At 50.3% G+C, this 18,447-nt stretch carries 15 protein-coding genes; 9 read left to right on the top strand and 6 right to left on the bottom strand.

Translation table 11 applies throughout. The features are described from left to right. The first annotated feature begins 140 nt into the window (after nt 1–140). Nucleotides 141–1,901: a DUF885 domain-containing protein gene (locus CYPRO_RS01435; protein ID WP_114982857.1), complete on the top strand. Its 1,761-nt coding sequence runs from the start codon at nt 141–143 to the stop codon at nt 1,899–1,901. A 78-nt stretch (nt 1,902–1,979) separates the two neighbouring features. Here the strand turns inward: CYPRO_RS01435 and CYPRO_RS01430 are convergent, their stop codons facing one another. Then, entirely contained in the window at nt 1,980–2,333 is a 354-nt protein-coding gene (locus CYPRO_RS01430) for an ExbD/TolR family protein (RefSeq protein WP_114982855.1), read from the bottom strand. Between the two features lie 133 nt (nt 2,334–2,466). Here CYPRO_RS01430 and CYPRO_RS01425 point away from each other — a divergent pair, with 133 nt between their 5' ends. Continuing rightward, the gene (locus tag CYPRO_RS01425; protein WP_114982853.1) at nt 2,467–2,961 is read left to right on the top strand and encodes a hypothetical protein; all 495 of its coding nucleotides are present in this window, start codon (nt 2,467–2,469) and stop codon (nt 2,959–2,961) included. Nucleotides 2,962–3,422: 461 nt separating this feature from the next. On the opposite strand, the gene CYPRO_RS01420 is transcribed toward CYPRO_RS01425, so the two are convergent. The 4 genes from CYPRO_RS01420 to CYPRO_RS01405 form a co-directional block, all read right to left on the bottom strand. Continuing rightward, nucleotides 3,423–4,532 (bottom strand): hypothetical protein, encoded by a 1,110-nt coding sequence (locus CYPRO_RS01420; RefSeq protein WP_114982850.1) that lies wholly within the window; start codon nt 4,530–4,532, stop codon nt 3,423–3,425. A 58-nt stretch (nt 4,533–4,590) separates the two neighbouring features. Then, entirely contained in the window at nt 4,591–6,102 is a 1,512-nt protein-coding gene (locus tag CYPRO_RS01415) for an SLC13 family permease (protein WP_205730339.1), read from the bottom strand. A 723-nt stretch (nt 6,103–6,825) separates the two neighbouring features. Further along, on the bottom strand, nt 6,826–7,278 hold the full coding sequence (locus tag CYPRO_RS01410) for an RrF2 family transcriptional regulator (protein WP_114982848.1): 453 nt from the start codon (nt 7,276–7,278) through the stop codon (nt 6,826–6,828). A gap of 143 nt (nt 7,279–7,421) precedes the next feature. Further along, nucleotides 7,422–7,826 carry a protease complex subunit PrcB family protein gene (locus tag CYPRO_RS01405; protein WP_114982846.1) on the bottom strand — a complete coding sequence of 135 codons (405 nt, stop codon included), beginning with the start codon at nt 7,824–7,826 and terminating at the stop codon, nt 7,422–7,424. Between the two features lie 492 nt (nt 7,827–8,318). Here CYPRO_RS01405 and CYPRO_RS01400 point away from each other — a divergent pair, with 492 nt between their 5' ends. From CYPRO_RS01400 to CYPRO_RS16480, 7 genes are all read left to right on the top strand, one after another. Further along, a complete protein-coding gene (locus CYPRO_RS01400) occupies nt 8,319–8,852 on the top strand; it encodes a hypothetical protein (RefSeq protein WP_114982845.1) in 534 nt (177 codons plus the stop codon). Between the two features lie 858 nt (nt 8,853–9,710). Further along, nucleotides 9,711–11,564: a DEAD/DEAH box helicase gene (locus CYPRO_RS01395; RefSeq protein ID WP_124245479.1), complete on the top strand. Its 1,854-nt coding sequence runs from the start codon at nt 9,711–9,713 to the stop codon at nt 11,562–11,564. A gap of 102 nt (nt 11,565–11,666) precedes the next feature. Then, on the top strand, nt 11,667–13,070 hold the full coding sequence (locus tag CYPRO_RS01390; protein WP_114982841.1) for a Glu/Leu/Phe/Val family dehydrogenase: 1,404 nt from the start codon (nt 11,667–11,669) through the stop codon (nt 13,068–13,070). Between the two features lie 299 nt (nt 13,071–13,369). Further along, the gene (locus tag CYPRO_RS01385) at nt 13,370–13,576 is read left to right on the top strand and encodes a hypothetical protein (RefSeq protein WP_114982764.1); all 207 of its coding nucleotides are present in this window, start codon (nt 13,370–13,372) and stop codon (nt 13,574–13,576) included. A 56-nt stretch (nt 13,577–13,632) separates the two neighbouring features. Continuing rightward, the gene (locus tag CYPRO_RS01380; protein WP_114982838.1) at nt 13,633–14,988 is read left to right on the top strand and encodes a transposase; all 1,356 of its coding nucleotides are present in this window, start codon (nt 13,633–13,635) and stop codon (nt 14,986–14,988) included. A 465-nt stretch (nt 14,989–15,453) separates the two neighbouring features. After that, nucleotides 15,454–16,659, top strand: coding sequence for an ATP-binding protein (locus tag CYPRO_RS01375; RefSeq protein WP_114982837.1), 1,206 nt, complete (start codon nt 15,454–15,456; stop codon nt 16,657–16,659). Between the two features lie 546 nt (nt 16,660–17,205). After that, a complete protein-coding gene (locus CYPRO_RS16480; RefSeq protein WP_164682440.1) occupies nt 17,206–17,367 on the top strand; it encodes a hypothetical protein in 162 nt (53 codons plus the stop codon). Between the two features lie 14 nt (nt 17,368–17,381). On the opposite strand, the gene CYPRO_RS01365 is transcribed toward CYPRO_RS16480, so the two are convergent. Then, a complete protein-coding gene (locus tag CYPRO_RS01365; RefSeq protein ID WP_124245478.1) occupies nt 17,382–18,410 on the bottom strand; it encodes a hypothetical protein in 1,029 nt (342 codons plus the stop codon). Nucleotides 18,411–18,447: the final 37 nt, after the last annotated feature.

The following is an 18,447-nucleotide window of genomic DNA, read 5'->3' as shown; positions in this document are numbered from 1 at the left end:
TACGCGGCATATGGCAGGTTTACCATCCTGGTTTCAGGAGATTAATTTTAAGCTTTTTAAAGTCTCTCAGCACCTATATTCTTGCTTGCGTGATTTTACAGGACAACAGCTGTTCTCAACTTCAATTTTAGCCTTGGTTTATGCGTATCAGACTTTTTGGAATCGTGTTATTAGCGGCTTTGCAGCTGGCATTTTCAGACCTGCATGAGCATGAGCACGAGCACAAACATCTTCACGAAATTTTTGACGACTATTGGGCGTATCAGCTTTCGGTGAATCCGTATCTCGCCGGCAATTCGGGTATTACGGAAGCCAATGCGCAGTTGCCTGACGCCAGTACTGAAGCCCTGCAGGCCCGCGAAGCTGCCTATCAGACGTTTCTCAGCCGGCTTCAGGAAGTCAGCTATGAACGGCTTACATCGCAGGATCAGATCAGCTACCGGCTGTTTGAGCGGCAGTTGCGGAACGGCATAGAAGCACACGCGCTGCGGGAGTATTTGCTGCCCCTGAACGGCTGGTGGGATTATCACGCGACCTTCGCCGAACAGCCCAACCGCATGCCGTTCAGCACGGTGCGAGATTACGAGAACTACCTGTCGCGGCTTCAGGCGTTTCCGGCGATGAATGCGCAGTATCTCGGGCGGCTGCGCATGGGTATCGAAGCCGGCGTTGTGCGTCCGCGGGTGGTGCTCGAAAACTACATCCCGACGGTGGAAGCCCTGATTTCGGAAGAAGCCGCTGACAGCCGCTTCATGCTGCCGTTTGAGCGCTTTCCGGCTTCGGTTTCGGAAGCCGAACGGACGCGGCTGCGGGAAGAAGCGCTGCGCATTATCGGGGCGGAGGTGCTGCCCGCGTATCGCGAACTCGCCGCTTTTTTGCGGGATGAATATTATGCGGCTACGCCTGAAGCGATCGGGATTTCGCAGGTGCCCGGCGGGGCGGCGTATTACGAATATCTGGTGCGCTTCTACACAACGCTGGATGTGAGCGCGGGTGAGATTCATCAGACCGGCCTGGCGGAAGTTGCGCGCATTCGTGCGGAAATGCTCGAGGTCATCGAAGAAACCGGCTTCGAGGGCGATTTCGATGAATTTGTGACCTATCTCAGAACTGATCCGAAATTTTATGCGCAGTCCGCCGAAGAGCTGATGATGCGCACCGCGCTTGTGCTGAAACAAATGGACGGCGCCCTGCCCGGATTTTTCGGCAGACTGCCGCGCATGCCCTACGGACTCCGGGAAGTGCCGGCCTATCTCGCGCCGCGCATGACGACCGCCTACTACAACAGTCCGTCGCAGGATGGCACGCGGGCCGGCTTTTATTTTGTGAATACCTACGACCTGCCGAGCCGTCCGCTGTATGAAATCGAGGCGCTTTCGTTTCACGAGGCCGTGCCGGGACATCACCTGCAGCTTGCGCTGCAGCAGGAACTGGAGGGGTTGCCGGAGTTTCGCCGCAACAGCAGCGTAACGGTTTTTGTGGAAGGCTGGGCGCTGTACGCCGAGTGGCTGGGGCTGGAGATGGGCTTCTATCAGGATCCGTACAGCAATTTCGGACGCCTTACCTACGAAATGTGGCGTGCATTGCGTCTGGTAGTCGATACCGGCATACATGCCAAAGGCTGGACCCGGCAGCAGGCGATTGACTACATGGCCGAAAATTCGGCGCTCACCTTGCTGAATATCCGCAATGAGGTGGACCGCTACATTTTCTGGCCGGGTCAGGCACTGGCGTACAAAACCGGCGAGATCAAAATCAGAGAACTTCGCCGGGAAGCAGAGGAAGCGCTCGGCGACAGCTTCGATATCCGGGCGTTTCACGACATGGTGCTGGCCAACGGCAGCATAACGCTCGAAGTGCTGGAGCAGGAAGTCCGCGCATGGATTGACGATAACCGCTGATCAGCTATCCGAACGCAAAAAGCCGCACCCTACCTGCAGTAGCGTGCGGCTTTTGAATGCTGTTCCGGCTTAGGAAGATTATTCCCGGGCTGCGGGTGCGGAAGAGGGTGTTGCATGCGCAAACTGAACCGGATCGGGGTGCAGAAAGCGCGTCAGGTCGTTAATCCGGTAAATACAGCTGCCCGCTTCGCTGCGGATTTCAAACAACAATGGCTCCGAGTCGCGGATTTCACTGATTTGTTTTTGCAGGTTCGCAAAAGAGATACGCTGCCCGTCAAGAAAAATCAGGTTGTCGGCGTCAAGCGTAATCACCACAATGCGCGGCTCTTCCAGCTGGTTCTGGAAATCACCATTTACAAGGTAAACCATTATCAGCGCACCCAGGCAAAATAGCGTAGTTAGTCCAAGCTTTTTCATAATCAGCAGATTCATGAAGGATAATTTTTAACATAAACCCTTTGATACTTGCATGCAAGTACCTGATTGTAAATTCGAATTATTGGCGCGACCCTTTTCGTTAGCAGAAACGCGACCCACTTTTATTTGATAAAATATACTTCCGAACATGAAAAACCCCGCTTTTGAAGAAGTGCAATCGTTTGGCCGGCATGGGCTTTGGTTCGCCATGCTGAGCGTTTTTGCGATTGTACTGTATTCCTTTTTTCAGCTCACACTCATTGGCGTTAACCGCTTCATTTTGCTGGCCATGATTCCAAGTATTGCCCTGTTCTTCTTTCTGGTGATGTTTTTCCGGCGGATGGAGCTGCACATCCGTGCTGATGAGCAGGCCCTTGAATTCCGGTTTAGTCCGGTACAGAAGGAGTTTCAGGTAATTGAATGGAAGTTTATGGAAGAAATAGCAGTGGTGGAGACAAGCCCTATCCGGCGGCTGGCGGGCTGGGGCGTGCGCTACGGGCCAACGCGCGCCTACTCGGTGGGCGGTAGTGAGGGGGTGGAGATCAGTTTCCCGAACGGGCGGAAGCTCTTCCTGGGCAGCAAGCGCGCGGGCGAGCTCGAACGCTACATCCGAAAATTCCGCAACAAAGCGAAGCGGCTGTAGCTGTTATCCGGTTTTACGGATGGGCGGCAGATACATGAATGAGGTGATAGGCTGGGTTTTAAGCAGGTGCGCCTGAACCAGGAAAACACGAGACATATTGCCGGTTTGGGATTTCTCACAAGCACGAAGCCCGGTGATGTGCGTGGCGATTCTTTAACATAACAAAGCCCCGCTGTTGGTTCATACAGCGGGGCTTTGTCGGTTTTCTAACCCGCATTATTCACCAAGAAATTTTTTTGCTGGCAAGGCGAAGCTATAAACTCAGCGGAAGGGTACCTAAGTACCCTGAGCATGAGTTTATAGCTTCAACGCCGCCAGCGGGAAAATTTCGCAGTCTTTACACCATACTCAAATTTGAGCTACTGGTGTTTTTCGCTAAGCCAAACTTAAACTTACGTTTAGCAAATAAAACCTGTTTAATTGTAAATAATGCGGGCTAAGGTATGCTTCTATGCTTCTGATTAGACCGGAATAAACCGGAGCTGCAGTACGAGGACTACAGCATGGCGGCTGAGATCACCGGGGTCAGCAGTACCAAAATTGTAGTTGAGGTAAGCGCGGGCAATTTCGCGGTTTTCGTGGAACACGTAGCGCGTTACACCAAAGGTGAAGCTATCCTGGGAGAAGCGAGGGACGCCTTTAAAGCCCTGAATTTGCCCTGGTTTTTGCAGAATGCGATCGAAGCGCCCCAGGATGTGCCATTCGCGGGTGAGGCCGTAGCCGATTTCACCGTAGAAGCCGTTGAGGTCGTACACGCCATCAATCGTAGCGACGCCGCGGTTGGTGTCGTTGACCTGCATTTCCATGTACTCAAACTGTGTGTAGAGGCGGTCAATGCCGAGATTGTTCGTGGCAAGACGGATGGACCAGGAGGTGCGGTCGATGTCGAAGGGTTCGCTGTTGTCCTGTACGAGATTGCGTTGCTGATTGGTGGAAACGTGTGCCCCAATGACAAGGCCGTCTGTGACGGTGTAATCCACGCGGGCACCGTAGAGTCCGCTACCCCAGTCTCGGCTGCTAATACTTGTGTTTGTTCCAGCTTGCTTGAATCTTCCTGCGCCGTTTCCGGCATGGATGCCGTACCAAATCGGACCGTAGGTGCCGTACACCATCATGCCGATGTCGCGGAAAGCGTCGTAGCCCATGCCGCTTGCGAGGGCCGTAGTAACGGTTGGCCGTTCGAAGAAGAGCAGCCGGGAGGATACGAGGCGGGCGGTATCGTGCGACTGACCCGGCATGATGAATTGCCCGAAGCGCAGGTTCAGCCATGGACGAATACGGGCGTCCATGTGGAAATCGAGCAGGATGTTGTTGGGCCCGGCAAACTCCAGCCAGGTCGTACCGCTGAAGGTTTCATTCACGGAACCGCGCGCGGTGAGGCGTGCACGGCGCAGCCTGAAACCGCTGTTACCGATTTCTTCACCGCTGCTTATTTCGGTGTACTGATCAGCTACGTACCAGGTTTGCATGTAACCGCCTACGCGGAGGTCAATCTGCGCCTGTACCGTATGGGCAGATACCAAACTGCAAATCAGAACAAGGGAGGTAATAATAATTTTATGAAAAGCCATTGCTAAATAGGATGAATTTAATGTTGAATGGGAGCTAAAGGAGGATAATTAATAAGAATCATGGACTTAAGGTTTCTACACCTTCAAGCCATTCGGGTAATACTGTGAGATCGATATCCCAGATGAGCGGAAGTACGAATACCGTAACGAGCACGATGATGATGACCCCTACGATGTTCAGCCATACGCCCGCCCGGGCCATCTGCGGTATGGTGACAAAGCTGCTGCCAAATACGACGGCATTGGGAGGTGTGGCAACCGGCAGCATGAAAGCAAAAGAGGCGGCGATGGTCGCACCAATCATCAGTCCGTAAGGGTGTACGCTCATAGCGAGGGCCATGCTTGCGAGGATAGGCATAAGCATGGTGGCTGTTGCCGTGTTGGAGGTGACTTCGGTGAGCAGAATGGTGAGCACCGCTACCGCAAAAATCAGGATGACGATGTTGAAGCCGGAAAGGAACATCAGTGAGTTAGCGATCCAGGCGGCCAGGCCGGTCTGACTGAAGCCGTGTGCGAGGGCAAGTCCGCCACCAAAAAGAACAACGATTCCCCAGGGAATTTTAACCGCGGTCTGCCAGTCGAGCAGAAAAATGCCTTGTTTGTAATTGGAAGGCAGCACGAACAAAATCATAGCTCCGGTAATGGCAATAGCAGCGTCGTTGAAAAAACCGAAGTCAACGAATCCGCGGATAATCCACGCACCGGCAACCAGGCTGAATACACCAAGGACCATTTTTTCTTCCTTGGTCATGGGGCCGAGCTTTTCCAGCTCCGCGTTAATAAATTCGCGGCCGCCGGGCAGTTCTTTGATTCGCAGGGGAAAAGCGATTTTGATCAAATATCCCCAGCAGAGCACCAGCATGATAGCGGCAAGCGGCACGCCATAAGCCATCCAAAGTGCAAAACTAATTTGCTGATCAAACAGGGTTTCAGCTACGCCCACAAATACCGTATTGGGCGGAGTACCGATGATGGTTCCGACGCCGCCAATCGAACAGGCATACGCGATACCCAGCATGAGCGCGATAGCAAAGTGGAAGTTCTCCGGCCTTGTATCAACACCTTCAACCTTATTTTTCTTAACGATATCGGAAGCCTGTTTAATGACAGCCAGGCCAATGGGTACCATCATCATAGCGGTTGCGGTGTTGCTCACGAACATCGAAAGAATAGCCGAAGCAATCATGAACCCCAGGATTATTCGGGCAGGCGCGGTACCGACCAGTTTGATAACCGAGAGCGCGATACGCCGGTGCAGGTTCCACCGCTCCATGGTAACCGCAATAAAAAAGCCGCCAATAAACAGGTAAATAATCTGATTGGCATACTGAGCCGTAACCGACGCAGTAGGCATTACGCCAAGCAGCGGGAACAAGCTGATGGGCAACAGGGCAACAGCTGCGATAGGCAGGGCTTCACTGACCCACCAAACCGCCATGAGCACGGCTACAGCGCCTACCATGTGCGCCTGCGTACTCAGTGCTTCGGGAGTGGGTAAAAGGACGATCAGCAGAAACAAGGCAGGCCCGAGAAACAGGCCTATTCTTGAGCGCATGTCATATTTGCTCATATTGTTGGTAATGTAAAAATGAAGGATAACTGCAGCCTGTCTCAAACAGGACCCTTAGCACTGTGGCTAAACAGCAAATATTTTAATTTGAATATTCGGTTTTGATTATACCCATAAAAAGCGATTCCAGGCAACCCCTATTTTACCTTTTTTATACAGCTTAGCCCCAACCATTCACTTACAACCTTACCGGGCTGACACGGTTGAGTATGAAGCATACTGATTTAGGAGTATGCTTCACAGGCTTCTGCCTAAAATGAAACAACCCGCTGCCAATCATCCAATATCGGGCTGGTTCTTTTGCGGGGCACGCGATAAACAGCCCGGTAATGGCTACTTATTGGTAGCAGCAATGCTAACCCGCATTATTCACCAAGAAATTTTCTTGCTGGCAAGGCGAAGCTGAAAACTCAGCGGAAGGGTACCTAAGTACCCTGAGCATGAGTTTTCAGCTTCAACGCAGCCAGCGGGGAAATTTCACTTCGTGGGAATCGCTTCGCTCGGTGCGCCGTCTTTACACCACACTCAAACTTGGGCTACCGGTGTTTTTCACTAAGCCATATTTAAACAAAGATTTAGCGAATAAATCCTGTTAAATTGTGAATAATGCGGGCTAAGAACAGGCAATCCAATTGCCAAAAACGAATAAAGCCTGCAGCTTATTCAGCTGAAGGCTTCATCTCAAAAAATGCGGTGCAATTCAGGTCAATGCCGGAACAATCCCTATCTGCGTCGGTCAAACTTCAGGCGCAGATCAAACCATTCTTCTGTCATTCCGGAGCTTGCGTCTTCAATTGTTGTGTTTTCCAGCCACATCTGAATTTCTGTACGCATATTTGCCCATGTTTCGTGAAACGGACAAGGCTCTATATGACCGCAGCCCGGAATACCCAGAAAACACTTTTCAAAAAAATCACTGCCATCAATCGCGTTAACGATATCAATCAGGCGAATATCTTTGGGTTCCTTGAGCAAATATACACCTCCGTTCAGACCTCTGCGGGTATCTATGATCTTATGAGGCACAAGCCGGGCAAGTGTTTGTGAAAGATAGGCTGCAGGACAGTTAAGAGGGCGTGCAAGGTCACCGGCAGAAACAGCCTTACCCATTGGTTCACGGGCCAGCGCTATGATAGCGGAGATCGTGTACTGCGCACCTTGTGACAATAATTGCATACTTAAAATAATCTAATGAATGTGTAGAAGAGCTTGGAATCAGAAATATATACATAATAATATAATTTATAAATCTGATTTATCGCCAAAGTTAAGCACGATTAAGCGGTTGAGCGCAGCATTTCACACGCGAACCGCAACTTTTAGTCGCAGCTGTCCATAACCCTGTTTGACATGAATGTAATCGGAAGCTCCGTTTTGGGCAGGGCTACGATATGGAAAGGAGTTGTAATCACAGTAAGATATGCGCAGGAAGGATCCGGATATTTATTGCGAACCCAAATATTAAATTCGGAATCAGTCGTATCAAACCCTACGATTTCAGTATCAAAGCCGGAGCTGTTGCTTTCGCCCATCCATACCCCAACAACCATGTGCCGGTCGAAATCAACCTCGGGTAGGCTTTCACCAAATCCACCCTCTTCAAATTTCAGCCTGAATTCATCATACGCCTCTTGCGAAGTGATAACGAGCTGATAGAGCGGTTCTTCACCGGCAGGCTGATACGGGGCATAATTGCCTTTCGCAAGTGTAAGTGGTTCGGACATGCTCTCATGGGTTTCGTCTGTAAGTTGGTTCGTTGAACTGCAGCTGTGAAAAAACAACATTGAAAACAGCAACAGCAGTACGGTTGTACATTTGGATGACAAAAGAATCATAATGAAAAGGCGATTAGGGTAAGTCTTTAATTTAGTGACCGTTGGCTTACAATCAAATCGAAAACCTTCCGGTCTTCACCTTCAGGAGCGTATGCCACACCGGGAGAAAGGTGAAACGAAATAACTACGTATTTGTACTTGGTATAAAATTACGTATTTTACCGTAGCTTATTAAGCACAAAGCAAATACAGGTATATATGAATCTCATAGTTAGTGCTTAGGCTCAAATGCACTGTTATCATCAAACAGACGCACAACAGGTATATGCTTCTAAACTCAAAAAAGCGGCAAAACTTATGGAAATGACCAAAAATCCTTTGTCTGATAAATCAGTCAGGAAATCGTCTTCTCAAAAAAAATCAAAACGGAGACCTAAAAACATGAAGGGTATCAGCCGGATAGACTCAAAAGGCACCCACGGCTGGTACGTAAGGGTCTATAAAAACGGAAAAACCTACTCGAAGCTGTACTCCGACAGCAAATACAATGGTAAAGAACGGGCCCTTAAGTTTGCTCAGAAGGCCCGGGAGCTTGCGCTTGAAACCATTAGCAAAATACCGGATAAGCCAATCCGTCGGTTTGTTACGCGTGACAAAAGAAATAAATCAGGCGTTGTTGGTGTGAGCAAAACGAAAAAAACCCTCAAAAGCGGGAAGGTAAATGAGTACTATCAGGTTACCTGGTCTCCTGAACCCGGGAAAATCAAAAACCGGCAATGGAGTATTGAGAAATATGGTGAAGAACGCGCTTTTGAGCTCGCCAAAACTTTCAGGGATGAAGTCATGACCAAAGTCTATGGGGAGAGATACAAAGAGTATCTGAAAGAACAGCAAAAAGAAGACAAGAACGGAGAACCGGCGATCAGCGGATCTGAAGGCTTAGAAGCTGACAAGATTAAGGCGACAGGGAGCTGACCAACAATTATCTCCGAAAAATCTAATCCGGGATATTTAAGGCAGCCCGCTAATTGTCCCCCTGCCTTGATTAAGTGCTGTACATGGATAACAAGTTGATAATTCAGACTTACATCAGCTTATAAATCTTATCGTAAATAATCCGGGTCCAAGGCTACAGAGAAGAGCATATATGCACTTTCTGTAGCTTTTTTTGTGTCTTTCGTTTGGTTTGAACAAAGAGCCGCTGTCCCGCACCATCAGGAGCAAGCCTGCGATAGCTCATTTAGTAAAAGGATAGATTTCGTTGCGAATTATGCGGGTCAGCTTCACCATCAGTTTTACCGAAGCGTACATCTCACACCCCCGGCTCACCCTCTCCGGATTTTACAGCGCTGCCCTGGCAGGAGAAAATATTACCAGCAAAATCAAGCGAAAAAAACGCACCGGGGCGTAAGCTGTAAATATTGACGGCTTTTGCCTATCTTACGAAGTCATTTTCATACACTAAAATCCTAAATCTGAACTAATGCGAAGGTTTTCTCAGCGACTTCAAATTTATTAAATAAAAGACCGGATTTGCGCATCAGGCAGCTTATCCGGCATTCGCTTAGAAAAGCAGCCGCAGCACGTCAAACAGCTCCTTTTTTGATTTTCAACTGATTGATACCTCAAAGGTCATCTCTTTTTTCAGCACCCAACGCGCTTTAGTGGCTGACGCTGGTACCCGGGAAAAATTTAAACCCACACTCGTTTTCCGCAGCATAAAGAAACATCGCAGCACATCAGTGCACGAAGGCCTTCAGTTTATAAAATACTGAGCATAAATGCTTTCTTCGGACTTAGGATCCCAAAATATCACGCTTAATAACGTACAACTTGAAATTTACTGATTTAAACCTCTCAAATGAGGTGCTGGACGGGATTCTCGATATGGGCTTTGATACGCCCACAGAAATCCAGCAACAAGCTATTCCAATTGCCTTAGCCGGCAAAAACTTACTCGGTACTTCCTTTACCGGATCCGGTAAAACCGCTGCCTTCGTAATTCCGGTTTTGCAAAAAATTTCATCGAGCCGGAAATCCGGCATTCAGGCGCTGGTGCTGGCACCTACGCGGGAACTTGCCCAGCAAATTGATGAGCAGTTCATGGCACTGGGCTATCATGCGAACATTTCCAGTGCTTCGGTTTACGGTGGTTCTGACTGGGCTGCACAGGAAAAAGCCATGAAAGCAGGGGTCAACGTTGTCGTTGCAACGCCGGGCAGGCTTCTCGATCAGATGAAAATCACGACCTACGATTTCAGCAATATCGATGTGCTCGTTCTTGATGAAGCAGACCGCATGCTTGACATGGGTTTTTTGCCGGATGTACGCAGCATCATCAACCGTATTCCTTCCAAACGACAGACCTTGCTTTTTTCTGCGACGGTTAACCCAAGGATCGAAAGTCTCGCGAAGGAGTTTACGCAAGGTGGCTTTGAGCGCATAGCCGTTGGCAGGATTGCACCGGCTGCAGGCATCGATCAGTATTTTTATAAGGTAGATGACAGCCGTAAGAAGGATTTACTCATTCACCTTTTTAAATCGCAGCAGTGGCATTCCGCCATCGTCTTTGCATCAACCAAGCGGGGGGTTGATTTGCTCTCGCGCTCCCTTAATAAAATGGGCGTTGCGGTTGAAAGCATGCACGGCGACAGGGAACAAAAAGACCGTGAAGCTACCCTGGATCGCTTCAGAAGCGGTAAAACCAAAGTAATTGTAGCTACCGATGTTATGAGCCGCGGCATTGATGTGGATAACATTTCACACATCATCAATTACGATGTGCCAAATGACGAGGACGATTACATTCACCGTATCGGTCGCACAGCGCGGGCGGAATCAACGGGTACGGCCATTACATTTGTGTCAAGACGCGACTGGCGCGCTATGCTGCAAATTATGGACGCCAAAGGTCTCGAAATCAAGGAAGGCGTGCTGCCGGACGAAATCGCAGGTCAGGGTTCTCAGGATGAGGCGTCTGATGACGATGACAAAGGCCGGGGGCGTGGCAGGAGCCGGGGTGGCCGGAACCGCGGGCGCGGAAACGGAAACAATGACCGGAATGGCAGCAGAAACCGGACTTCTTCCGGAGAAACGGATCAGAAGTCTCACGCAAGGCAGGAAGCCCCGGCTGAGAAAAGTGCCGAATCAACTTCAGGATCAGATGAGGAAGAAAAAGCTTCCGCAAGCAGCGAATCATCAGAACAAGCTAAAAAAAACAAGCGCAAAAGACGTCCGAGACGACCGCGCTCCGGAAGAAAGAAAAAAGGAAATAACGACACGCCCGATACTTCTGATAATAAATCAGATCGGAATGGGGAAGAGAATAGTAGCAACAACAAGGGTGAAGGCGGCGGGCCCGAAAAAAAGCGGAACAAGCCCAGGAAGCGCAAGCCGCGCGGGAAAAAAAATAATGACGGGAAAGACTCCGGCGATAACAGCGCTGATTCAAAGAACAGCAGCAAGTCCAAAGCTGGCGATCGCAGCGGAAAAAGACCGGGCAAAAGAGGACAAAGCAGGAGAAGAAAACCGCGTCAGACCGGCGACAGGCGGGAGGTTATTCAGCAGCAAGAGAAAAAGATTGAACAGGTGCAGCAAAGCAGCTTGAACCTGCCTGAGAAAAAAGAAAAGAAGGCTCCTGATCAGGGTGGATTCTGGGGTAAGCTGAAAAAGAAAATTCTCGGCTGAGATAAACCACATCACACAGAGAAAAACAAAACCTGATTTAATGGCTTCTTATGGAAGCGCTTTTTTAACGATTCAACTACATATCCTTTAATATTCTCACCAATGGAAAACTTACGTTTTTTTGAACAGGTGAACCTGAATTTCGATCGTGCTGCGAAATATGTCAGGTTCACCGATGGTCTGTTGGAACAGATCAAAGGTTGTAACACGGTATGCCATTTCACTTTCCCGCTCAAACGCGATAATGGCTCAATTGAAACCATTCACGCATGGCGGGCAGAACACAGCCATCATAAGCTGCCTACCAAAGGGGGGATTCGCTACAGTATGATGGTGAATGAAGATGAGGTTAAAGCGCTTGCCGCCCTAATGACCTACAAGTGTGCGGTTGTGGATGTGCCGTTTGGCGGTGCCAAAGGCGGGGTTAAAATAGACCGCAAGAACTACTCATCCGCGGAGCTGGAGCGTATCACCCGGCGTTTTACCTTTGAGCTGGTGAGCAAAAACTTTATCGGCCCTGATATTGATGTCCCGGCCCCCGATTACGGTACCGGAGAGCAGGAGATGGCCTGGATTGTGGATACCTACAAAGCGGTCAACCCTTCACTGAATGCAGAGGGCTGCGTTACCGGTAAGCCCGTTGGTTTGGGAGGTATCCGCGGCAGAACCGAAGCGACTGGCCGCGGCGTATTTTTTGGCGTGCGGGAAGCCTGCGAAAACAAAGAAGACATGCAGGCACTCGGACTCACCACCGGTCTTGCCGGCAAGCGTGTAATCGTGCAGGGGTTTGGCAACGTGGGCTTCCATTCTGTTAAATACCTGATGGAAGCCGACGCGAAAATTATCGCTGTTTGTGAATGGGATGGCGCCATTTACAATGAAGACGGTATCGATATTATCGCGCTTGATAATCACCGCAAAGAGCATAAAACCATCACAACTTACCCGGGGGGAACCCTGATCAGCGACAGCCGTGCGGCCATCGAGCTGGAGTGCGACATTCTGGTGCCGGCTGCACTCGAAGGGCAGATTAACGGTGAAAATGCCCCGCGGATTAAAGCCAAAATTATTGCTGAGGCCGCAAACGGACCAACAACACAGCAGGCACATGATATCATTAAAGACCGGGGCGCACTTATTATCCCCGATAATTACCTGAATGCAGGAGGTGTTACGGTATCCTATTTCGAGTGGCTCAAAAATCTCTCGCACGTACGGTTTGGCAGAATGGACCGAAGGTTTGAGGAAAATGCCAGCCGCAGGTTGCTCGATGTCATGCAGAACATGACGAACCGCAATCTTTCGGATGAGGAGATCGGTAAACTTGCGCACGGGGCCAATGAGTACGATCTCGTTGACTCCGGACTGGAGGACACCATGATTACCGCCTACAACGAAATTAACGAGCTGCGTAAATTTCATGATACCGATTTGCGCACAGCAGCTTTCATCAGTGCCATCAAAAAGGTTGGCATGGTGTACGAGCGCATGGGAATCTTCCCATAACCCGCATTATTCACAATTAAACAAGATTTATTTGCTAAATGTATATTTAAATTTGGCTTAGTGAAATACACCGGTAGCCCAAATTTGAGTATGGTGTAAAGACGGCGAAATTTCCCCGCTGGCTGCGTTGAAGCTTAAAACTCATGCTCAGGGTACTTAGGTACCCTCTGGAGTTTGGCTTTTGCTTGTATTTTTGAGTTTTTCGTAAAAAAAATCCCGGTCTATGATGCATATGACCGGATTTTTTAGGATATTATTACCTAGTTATATCACTAGATTATTCTTAAATCCTACCGCATATGGGCTATCCTACCAAAATTCAACGCATCGACCGCAAAGCCAGCCAGCAGTGGTATGTCAATATGCCTGCCGCCGTGGCTGAAGCTATGGAATTCCAAAAAGGCGAAACCATCGAATGGATCATCGATGACCAGCAGCATATGGTTCTTAAGCGCGACGCCAAACTCGTCAGCAGCCTTAAAAAAAAACTGCCTCAAACGCGCTGACAAGCCAGTTTGACAGCCTGCTCCACGAATCCACTCACAGTAAACTGACGCCCAAAATGCAAAGACTGGTACACGATCTTGCCTACGGTCTGGTTAATTGTGGCGGTAAGCGCACGCTCACAGGCATGCTGAGCGGTAGCGGCAACCAGTTCTGTGACTGGACGGCCGCTTACCGGATGTTCAGCAAGCAGCGCTTTGACCCGCAGGACCTGCTGGATGTCAGCCTGGCGCCTGACAACGCTCCGGTCATTGCCCATATCGACGATACCCTGCTGAAAAAAACAGGACGCAAAGTACATGGTGCGAAATGGCAGCGAGACCCGCTTGGACCCGCTTTCCACACCAATTTTATCTGGGCACAGCGCTTTGTACAGGCCAGTATCGCCTGCCCGGCCTCTTCGCAGCTTTGTCAGGCACGGAGTATACCGGTGAGTTTTGTCCATGCGCCCATGCCGGTTAAACCCGGCCGTAATGCGGATCAGCTGCAAAAGGACGCTTACAAAGAAGCTAAAAAGAAAAGCAGGATAAGCTGTGTTGGCGCAAAGCTGGTGGGTTCATTGCGCCAGCGCCTCAACGAGTTGGGATCAGCCTCACGTCACCTGCTTGTAAGTTTTGATGGGGGGTATACCAATCGCGAAGTAATCCAAAACTTGCCGGCGCATACAACCTTCATCGGCAGGGTCCGCAAAGACGCTAAAATCTATGATCCACCTGCTGACCAGCCTGACACAGGGCGGCGGCGCTTGTACGGGGAGCCTAAGTTAACTCCGGACCAGATTCGTACCAGTGATCAGGTAAGCTGGCAGAAGGTCAAAGCTTTCGCGGCAGGCAAGGAGCACGAGTTTAAATTAAAGGTAGTAGAAAACGTTAAGTGGAAGCCTGCGGGCGGGCACCAGCTACTCAAGCTTATTATTATCAGTCCTCTTGGGTACCGCTTGGCTAAAGGGGCGAACCTGTTGTACCGTAAACCCGCCTTTCTGATAACCAATGACCTGAAGTTACCGCTGCAAACCCTGCTTCAGGCTTATGTTTGGCGCTGGGAGATTGAAGTCAACTTTCGAGAGCAGAAAACCCTGATGGGCTGCGGGCAGGCACAGGTGCGCAACCAGCACTCCGCCGAAGGTGTACCTAAGTTTGTTACAGCGGTGTACAGTCTGTTACTGCTTGCCGCTGAACACTGCAGCAGGCAGAATGATCCACCGGTCCAAATGCTGCAACGTGCCAAGTGGTACCCCGAGAAAGAAAACAGCAGGTGGACGACAGGAGACATTTGTAACCGCTTCAGGGCGGAATACTACAGCAAAGCCATAGGGGTGAGTTTTGACGGCTTCATGAACAAAAGGTACCGAAAGCAGAACCACCTAAAACTGCTAAACCCGGCTTTATCGGCCATGATTAGCATCAGAACTTAGCCAAACTCCAGGGTGCCCCTACAGGGCACGACGGGTTTGGTCACGATAATAGCTCATAAATCAAAAGATTCTGTTTGGCTTTATCGCCCTTGCCATTCTCACTCATAAACAAAAAAGCCCCGAAAGGGCGACATACCCAAGCACAGGGTGCCAACCCTGTGATTACCGCAAGCCCTCAAACAAAGCCCTGAAGGGGCGGCATATCTCCGATACCGGAACAACGCCCAAAACCAGATTTAGGCACCGATGATATGCCGTTCTTTCAGAGCTCTTTTTATGTGTGGGCATTTCCTGACTGACCGCAGGGTTGGCACCCTGGGCTGTGATATGCCGCCCCGCCGGGGCTTTTTACATGATGAAATGGTGATCCCGCAAGAACAAATCAAAATTTGTTTGATAGTAAACAACATTATTGTTTGTTAATATCAAACTAAATTGTAGTTTAGCAACAAATAACTAAACGACATGATTGCCAAAACAACCATCGCAGAGGTCGCGGCTGCGCAGCGGGAGAATTTACGGGACCGTGAAACGGGGCTCGCGCGAGACGCCCTGCACCGGCTGCCCCAACCCAATACGCATGCCCTGATTATCTCAGGCATCCGCCGGTGCGGGAAAAGTACGCTCATGCATCAGCTGCTGCGCGGGGATTATGCGGATGCTTTTTTTCTGAATTTTGAAGATCCCCGCTTGTACGGATTCGACCTCCGGGATTTTTCGCGGCTCGATGATCTGCTGCAGGAATCCGGACAAAAGGTGCACTTTTTTGATGAGATACAGGTCGTGGAAGGCTGGGAGCTGTATGTGCGTCAGAAGCTTGATGAGGGTTGTAAGCTGATCGTCACAGGGTCTAACGCTTCCCTACTGAGTCAGGAACTGGGCTCCCGGCTGACCGGCAGGCATCTGAGCACGGAACTGTTCCCTTTTTCATGGCAGGAGTTCCTGCGATTCAGGAATCAGCCTCCATCGGATGCAATGTTTCAGGACTACATGCATCAGGGCGGGTTCCCGGAATATCTCAAAAGCGGAAATGACGATGTGCTGCATCAGTTGTTTGATGACATTTTGATCCGGGATATCGCCGTGCGCTACGGCATTCGGGATGTGAAATCGCTGCAGCGGCTTGCCCTTTTCCTGGTATCGAACACGGGCAGACTGGTGAGCGCGAACAAGCTCAAGTCACAAATCGGCATCAGCGCAACAAGTACGATGATGGAGTATTTTTCCCATTTGGAGCAATCATGGCTCTTTTTCTTTGTGCCCAAATTCAGCTATTCGGTTAAGAAACAAAACGTCAACCCGCGGAAAGTGTATGCGATTGATACCGGACTCGTACAGGTCAACTCAAAGTCATTCACGTCTGATTTGGGTCCGCTGTTTGAAAATCTTGTGTTTCTGTTTCTGAGGCGCCGGTACAAGGAAATCGCCTATTTCAGGAAAAAAGGTGAGTGTGATTTTATCGCGCTTGAAAAAGGTCAGCCTGCGGAGGTGATGCAGGTTTGTCTGAAGCTGACGGCTGATAATCTTGAGCGGGAGCTGAATGGCCTTTTTGAAGCCCTCCGGTTTTTTGGCTTGCAGGAAGGCCACATCATCACCCTGAATCAGCACGACCGGTTTGAACAAGATGGACTGACGGCCATTGCTGTGCCCTGTCGGGAATATTTCGGCTGAGTTTGAAAACATCGGATTCCTGATGTGCACCTGAATGCACAGGGCGTACCTACGGCACGCTCTTATTTTGGGGCGTTTCCCGGTTTCTACCCACCGGGTGCCCCTACAGGGCACGTCCGGTTTGGTCACGATAATAGCTCGTGAATCAAAAGATTCTGTTTGGCTTTATCGCCCTTGCCATTCTCACTCATAAACAAAAAAGCCCTGAAAGGGCGACATACCCAAGCACAGGGTGCCAACCCTGTGATTACCGCACACCCCCAAACAAAGCCCTGAAGGGGCTGCATACCTCCGATGTCAGACCAACGCCCAAAATCAGATTCAGGCATCGATGGTATGCCGCTCTTTCAGAGCTCTTTTTATGTGTGGGCATTTCCTGACTGACCGCAGGGTTAGCACCCCGGGCTGTGATATGCCGCCCCGCCGGGGCTTTTTACCGGATCATGGGTTACGAGTCGGCTCGATACTTTCCGGCATCCACCCAAATCCCAAACCCACGCAACCCCCCTTCTCACTCTTCTCGGCAAAAAACACTGACGCCCTTAAATGCCTGGAAGCCCCCCGCGGTCTGCCGTCTGCGGTCCGCCGACCGCCGTCGAGCAAATCAGGCATGATGTGTCCGTCGGAGACACCCGAACAGGAAGGCGCGGGCACCGGCTACCTGCCTACACCCTGCTTAGTGTTGAGACAAACAAGCTGATGCCATAGTATCAGCCCTCCATCTAAAAAACCTCGATATCGCCCATACTGAAGCGGTTACTTTCCGGGGTTGCCTGCTTGGGCTGCCAGGTACGGACATGAATCAGGGGTTCTTCATCCGCACTAAAATCAATAAGAAGGAACAGATAGCCGACATCGGAATAAATTTCGGAGTTGTAAAACTGCACCAGGGAAACGCCGTACATGTGCGGGTGCCGCGGATGACGGAAGATGTCGATTTCTTCGAAACCCACATCAATCCAGGCGTTACGGGCAAACACATTGCGCAGGCGGCTGATGTATTCTTCTTTGTTGAAGCGCAGGAATTCGACCTGCTGCTCATACTCGGAACTGCGACCTGTATTTTCTACGACCCGCCCAACAATGATGAGCGCCTCATCGCTGAACACCTGCTCTATAAAAGTGATGTCCTTCTGATTGAAGGCCGTCCTGAAAATCTCCAGAAAACTGATGATCATCATCCGGTTTTCATGATCGACACTGCTGTCGGCAGCGCGGATGAGCTCCTGATAGCGGTGTGCGGGCAGGGCAAGACGCAGGCCGCGTACCTGCCCGTCGGCTTCAAATTCGAGCACCCCTTCTTCGTAGTGTTCGGCACCGTCAGCATCACGCAGCATCAGCGGCAGGTTCCGCATCTCCCAGCTGCCGTCAGAACGACGGGCGAGCTGCTCAATGATGATGTCATCATACACGTAAAACGGACTCACGCTCCAAAGCCGGCCCATACCGACCGCGTCGAAAGTACCGCTTGTTTCAGCCCCGAAGTTTGGCCGGCGCTGTAAGCTGTACGCCCGGTTTATTTCCGTAAGGAATGCTGTCGCATTGCGCTCCACCACAGCCCGAAAGACAGAATCGGTAAAATCCGCCACATTTACCCGTATCTCAGTGGGTGGATCGGCTGAGTCATCGGATGCCGCAAGAACCTGCGTTATGGGCTGGAAAACCATCATCCCCAAAAACAAAAAGAAAACAAGCGTACGGATGGATGTCACGTGTAAAGGAAGGTGCCGGAGCCGGATGGAAGAAGACATGTTGCTGAAAGAATAGGGAAGAAAATAAGGTTTTGTT

The organism is Cyclonatronum proteinivorum (assembly GCF_003353065.1).
Lineage (GTDB): Bacteria > Bacteroidota > Rhodothermia > Balneolales > Cyclonatronaceae > Cyclonatronum > Cyclonatronum proteinivorum.
The sequence above is the reverse complement of the archived record's forward strand: the minus strand, read 5'-3'. Positions and strand labels throughout refer to the sequence as shown.

Bases quoted from the DNA above. Each gene is read 5' to 3' on its own strand.
- CYPRO_RS01435 (WP_114982857.1), top strand. From the start codon at position 141: ATGCGTATCAGACTTTTTGGAATCGTGTTATTAGCGGCTTTGCAGCTG.
- CYPRO_RS01430 (WP_114982855.1), bottom strand. From the start codon at position 2,333: ATGAATCTGCTGATTATGAAAAAGCTTGGACTAACTACGCTATTTTGC.
- CYPRO_RS01425 (WP_114982853.1), top strand. From the start codon at position 2,467: ATGAAAAACCCCGCTTTTGAAGAAGTGCAATCGTTTGGCCGGCATGGG.
- CYPRO_RS01420 (WP_114982850.1), bottom strand. From the start codon at position 4,532: ATGGCTTTTCATAAAATTATTATTACCTCCCTTGTTCTGATTTGCAGT.
- CYPRO_RS01415 (WP_205730339.1), bottom strand. From the start codon at position 6,102: ATGAGCAAATATGACATGCGCTCAAGAATAGGCCTGTTTCTCGGGCCT.
- CYPRO_RS01410 (WP_114982848.1), bottom strand. From the start codon at position 7,278: ATGCAATTATTGTCACAAGGTGCGCAGTACACGATCTCCGCTATCATA.
- CYPRO_RS01405 (WP_114982846.1), bottom strand. From the start codon at position 7,826: ATGTCCGAACCACTTACACTTGCGAAAGGCAATTATGCCCCGTATCAG.
- CYPRO_RS01400 (WP_114982845.1), top strand. From the start codon at position 8,319: ATGAAGGGTATCAGCCGGATAGACTCAAAAGGCACCCACGGCTGGTAC.
- CYPRO_RS01390 (WP_114982841.1), top strand. From the start codon at position 11,667: ATGGAAAACTTACGTTTTTTTGAACAGGTGAACCTGAATTTCGATCGT.
- CYPRO_RS01385 (WP_114982764.1), top strand. From the start codon at position 13,370: ATGGGCTATCCTACCAAAATTCAACGCATCGACCGCAAAGCCAGCCAG.
- CYPRO_RS01380 (WP_114982838.1), top strand. From the start codon at position 13,633: ATGCAAAGACTGGTACACGATCTTGCCTACGGTCTGGTTAATTGTGGC.
- CYPRO_RS01375 (WP_114982837.1), top strand. From the start codon at position 15,454: ATGATTGCCAAAACAACCATCGCAGAGGTCGCGGCTGCGCAGCGGGAG.
- CYPRO_RS16480 (WP_164682440.1), top strand. From the start codon at position 17,206: ATGCCTGGAAGCCCCCCGCGGTCTGCCGTCTGCGGTCCGCCGACCGCC.
- CYPRO_RS01365 (WP_124245478.1), bottom strand. From the start codon at position 18,410: ATGTCTTCTTCCATCCGGCTCCGGCACCTTCCTTTACACGTGACATCC.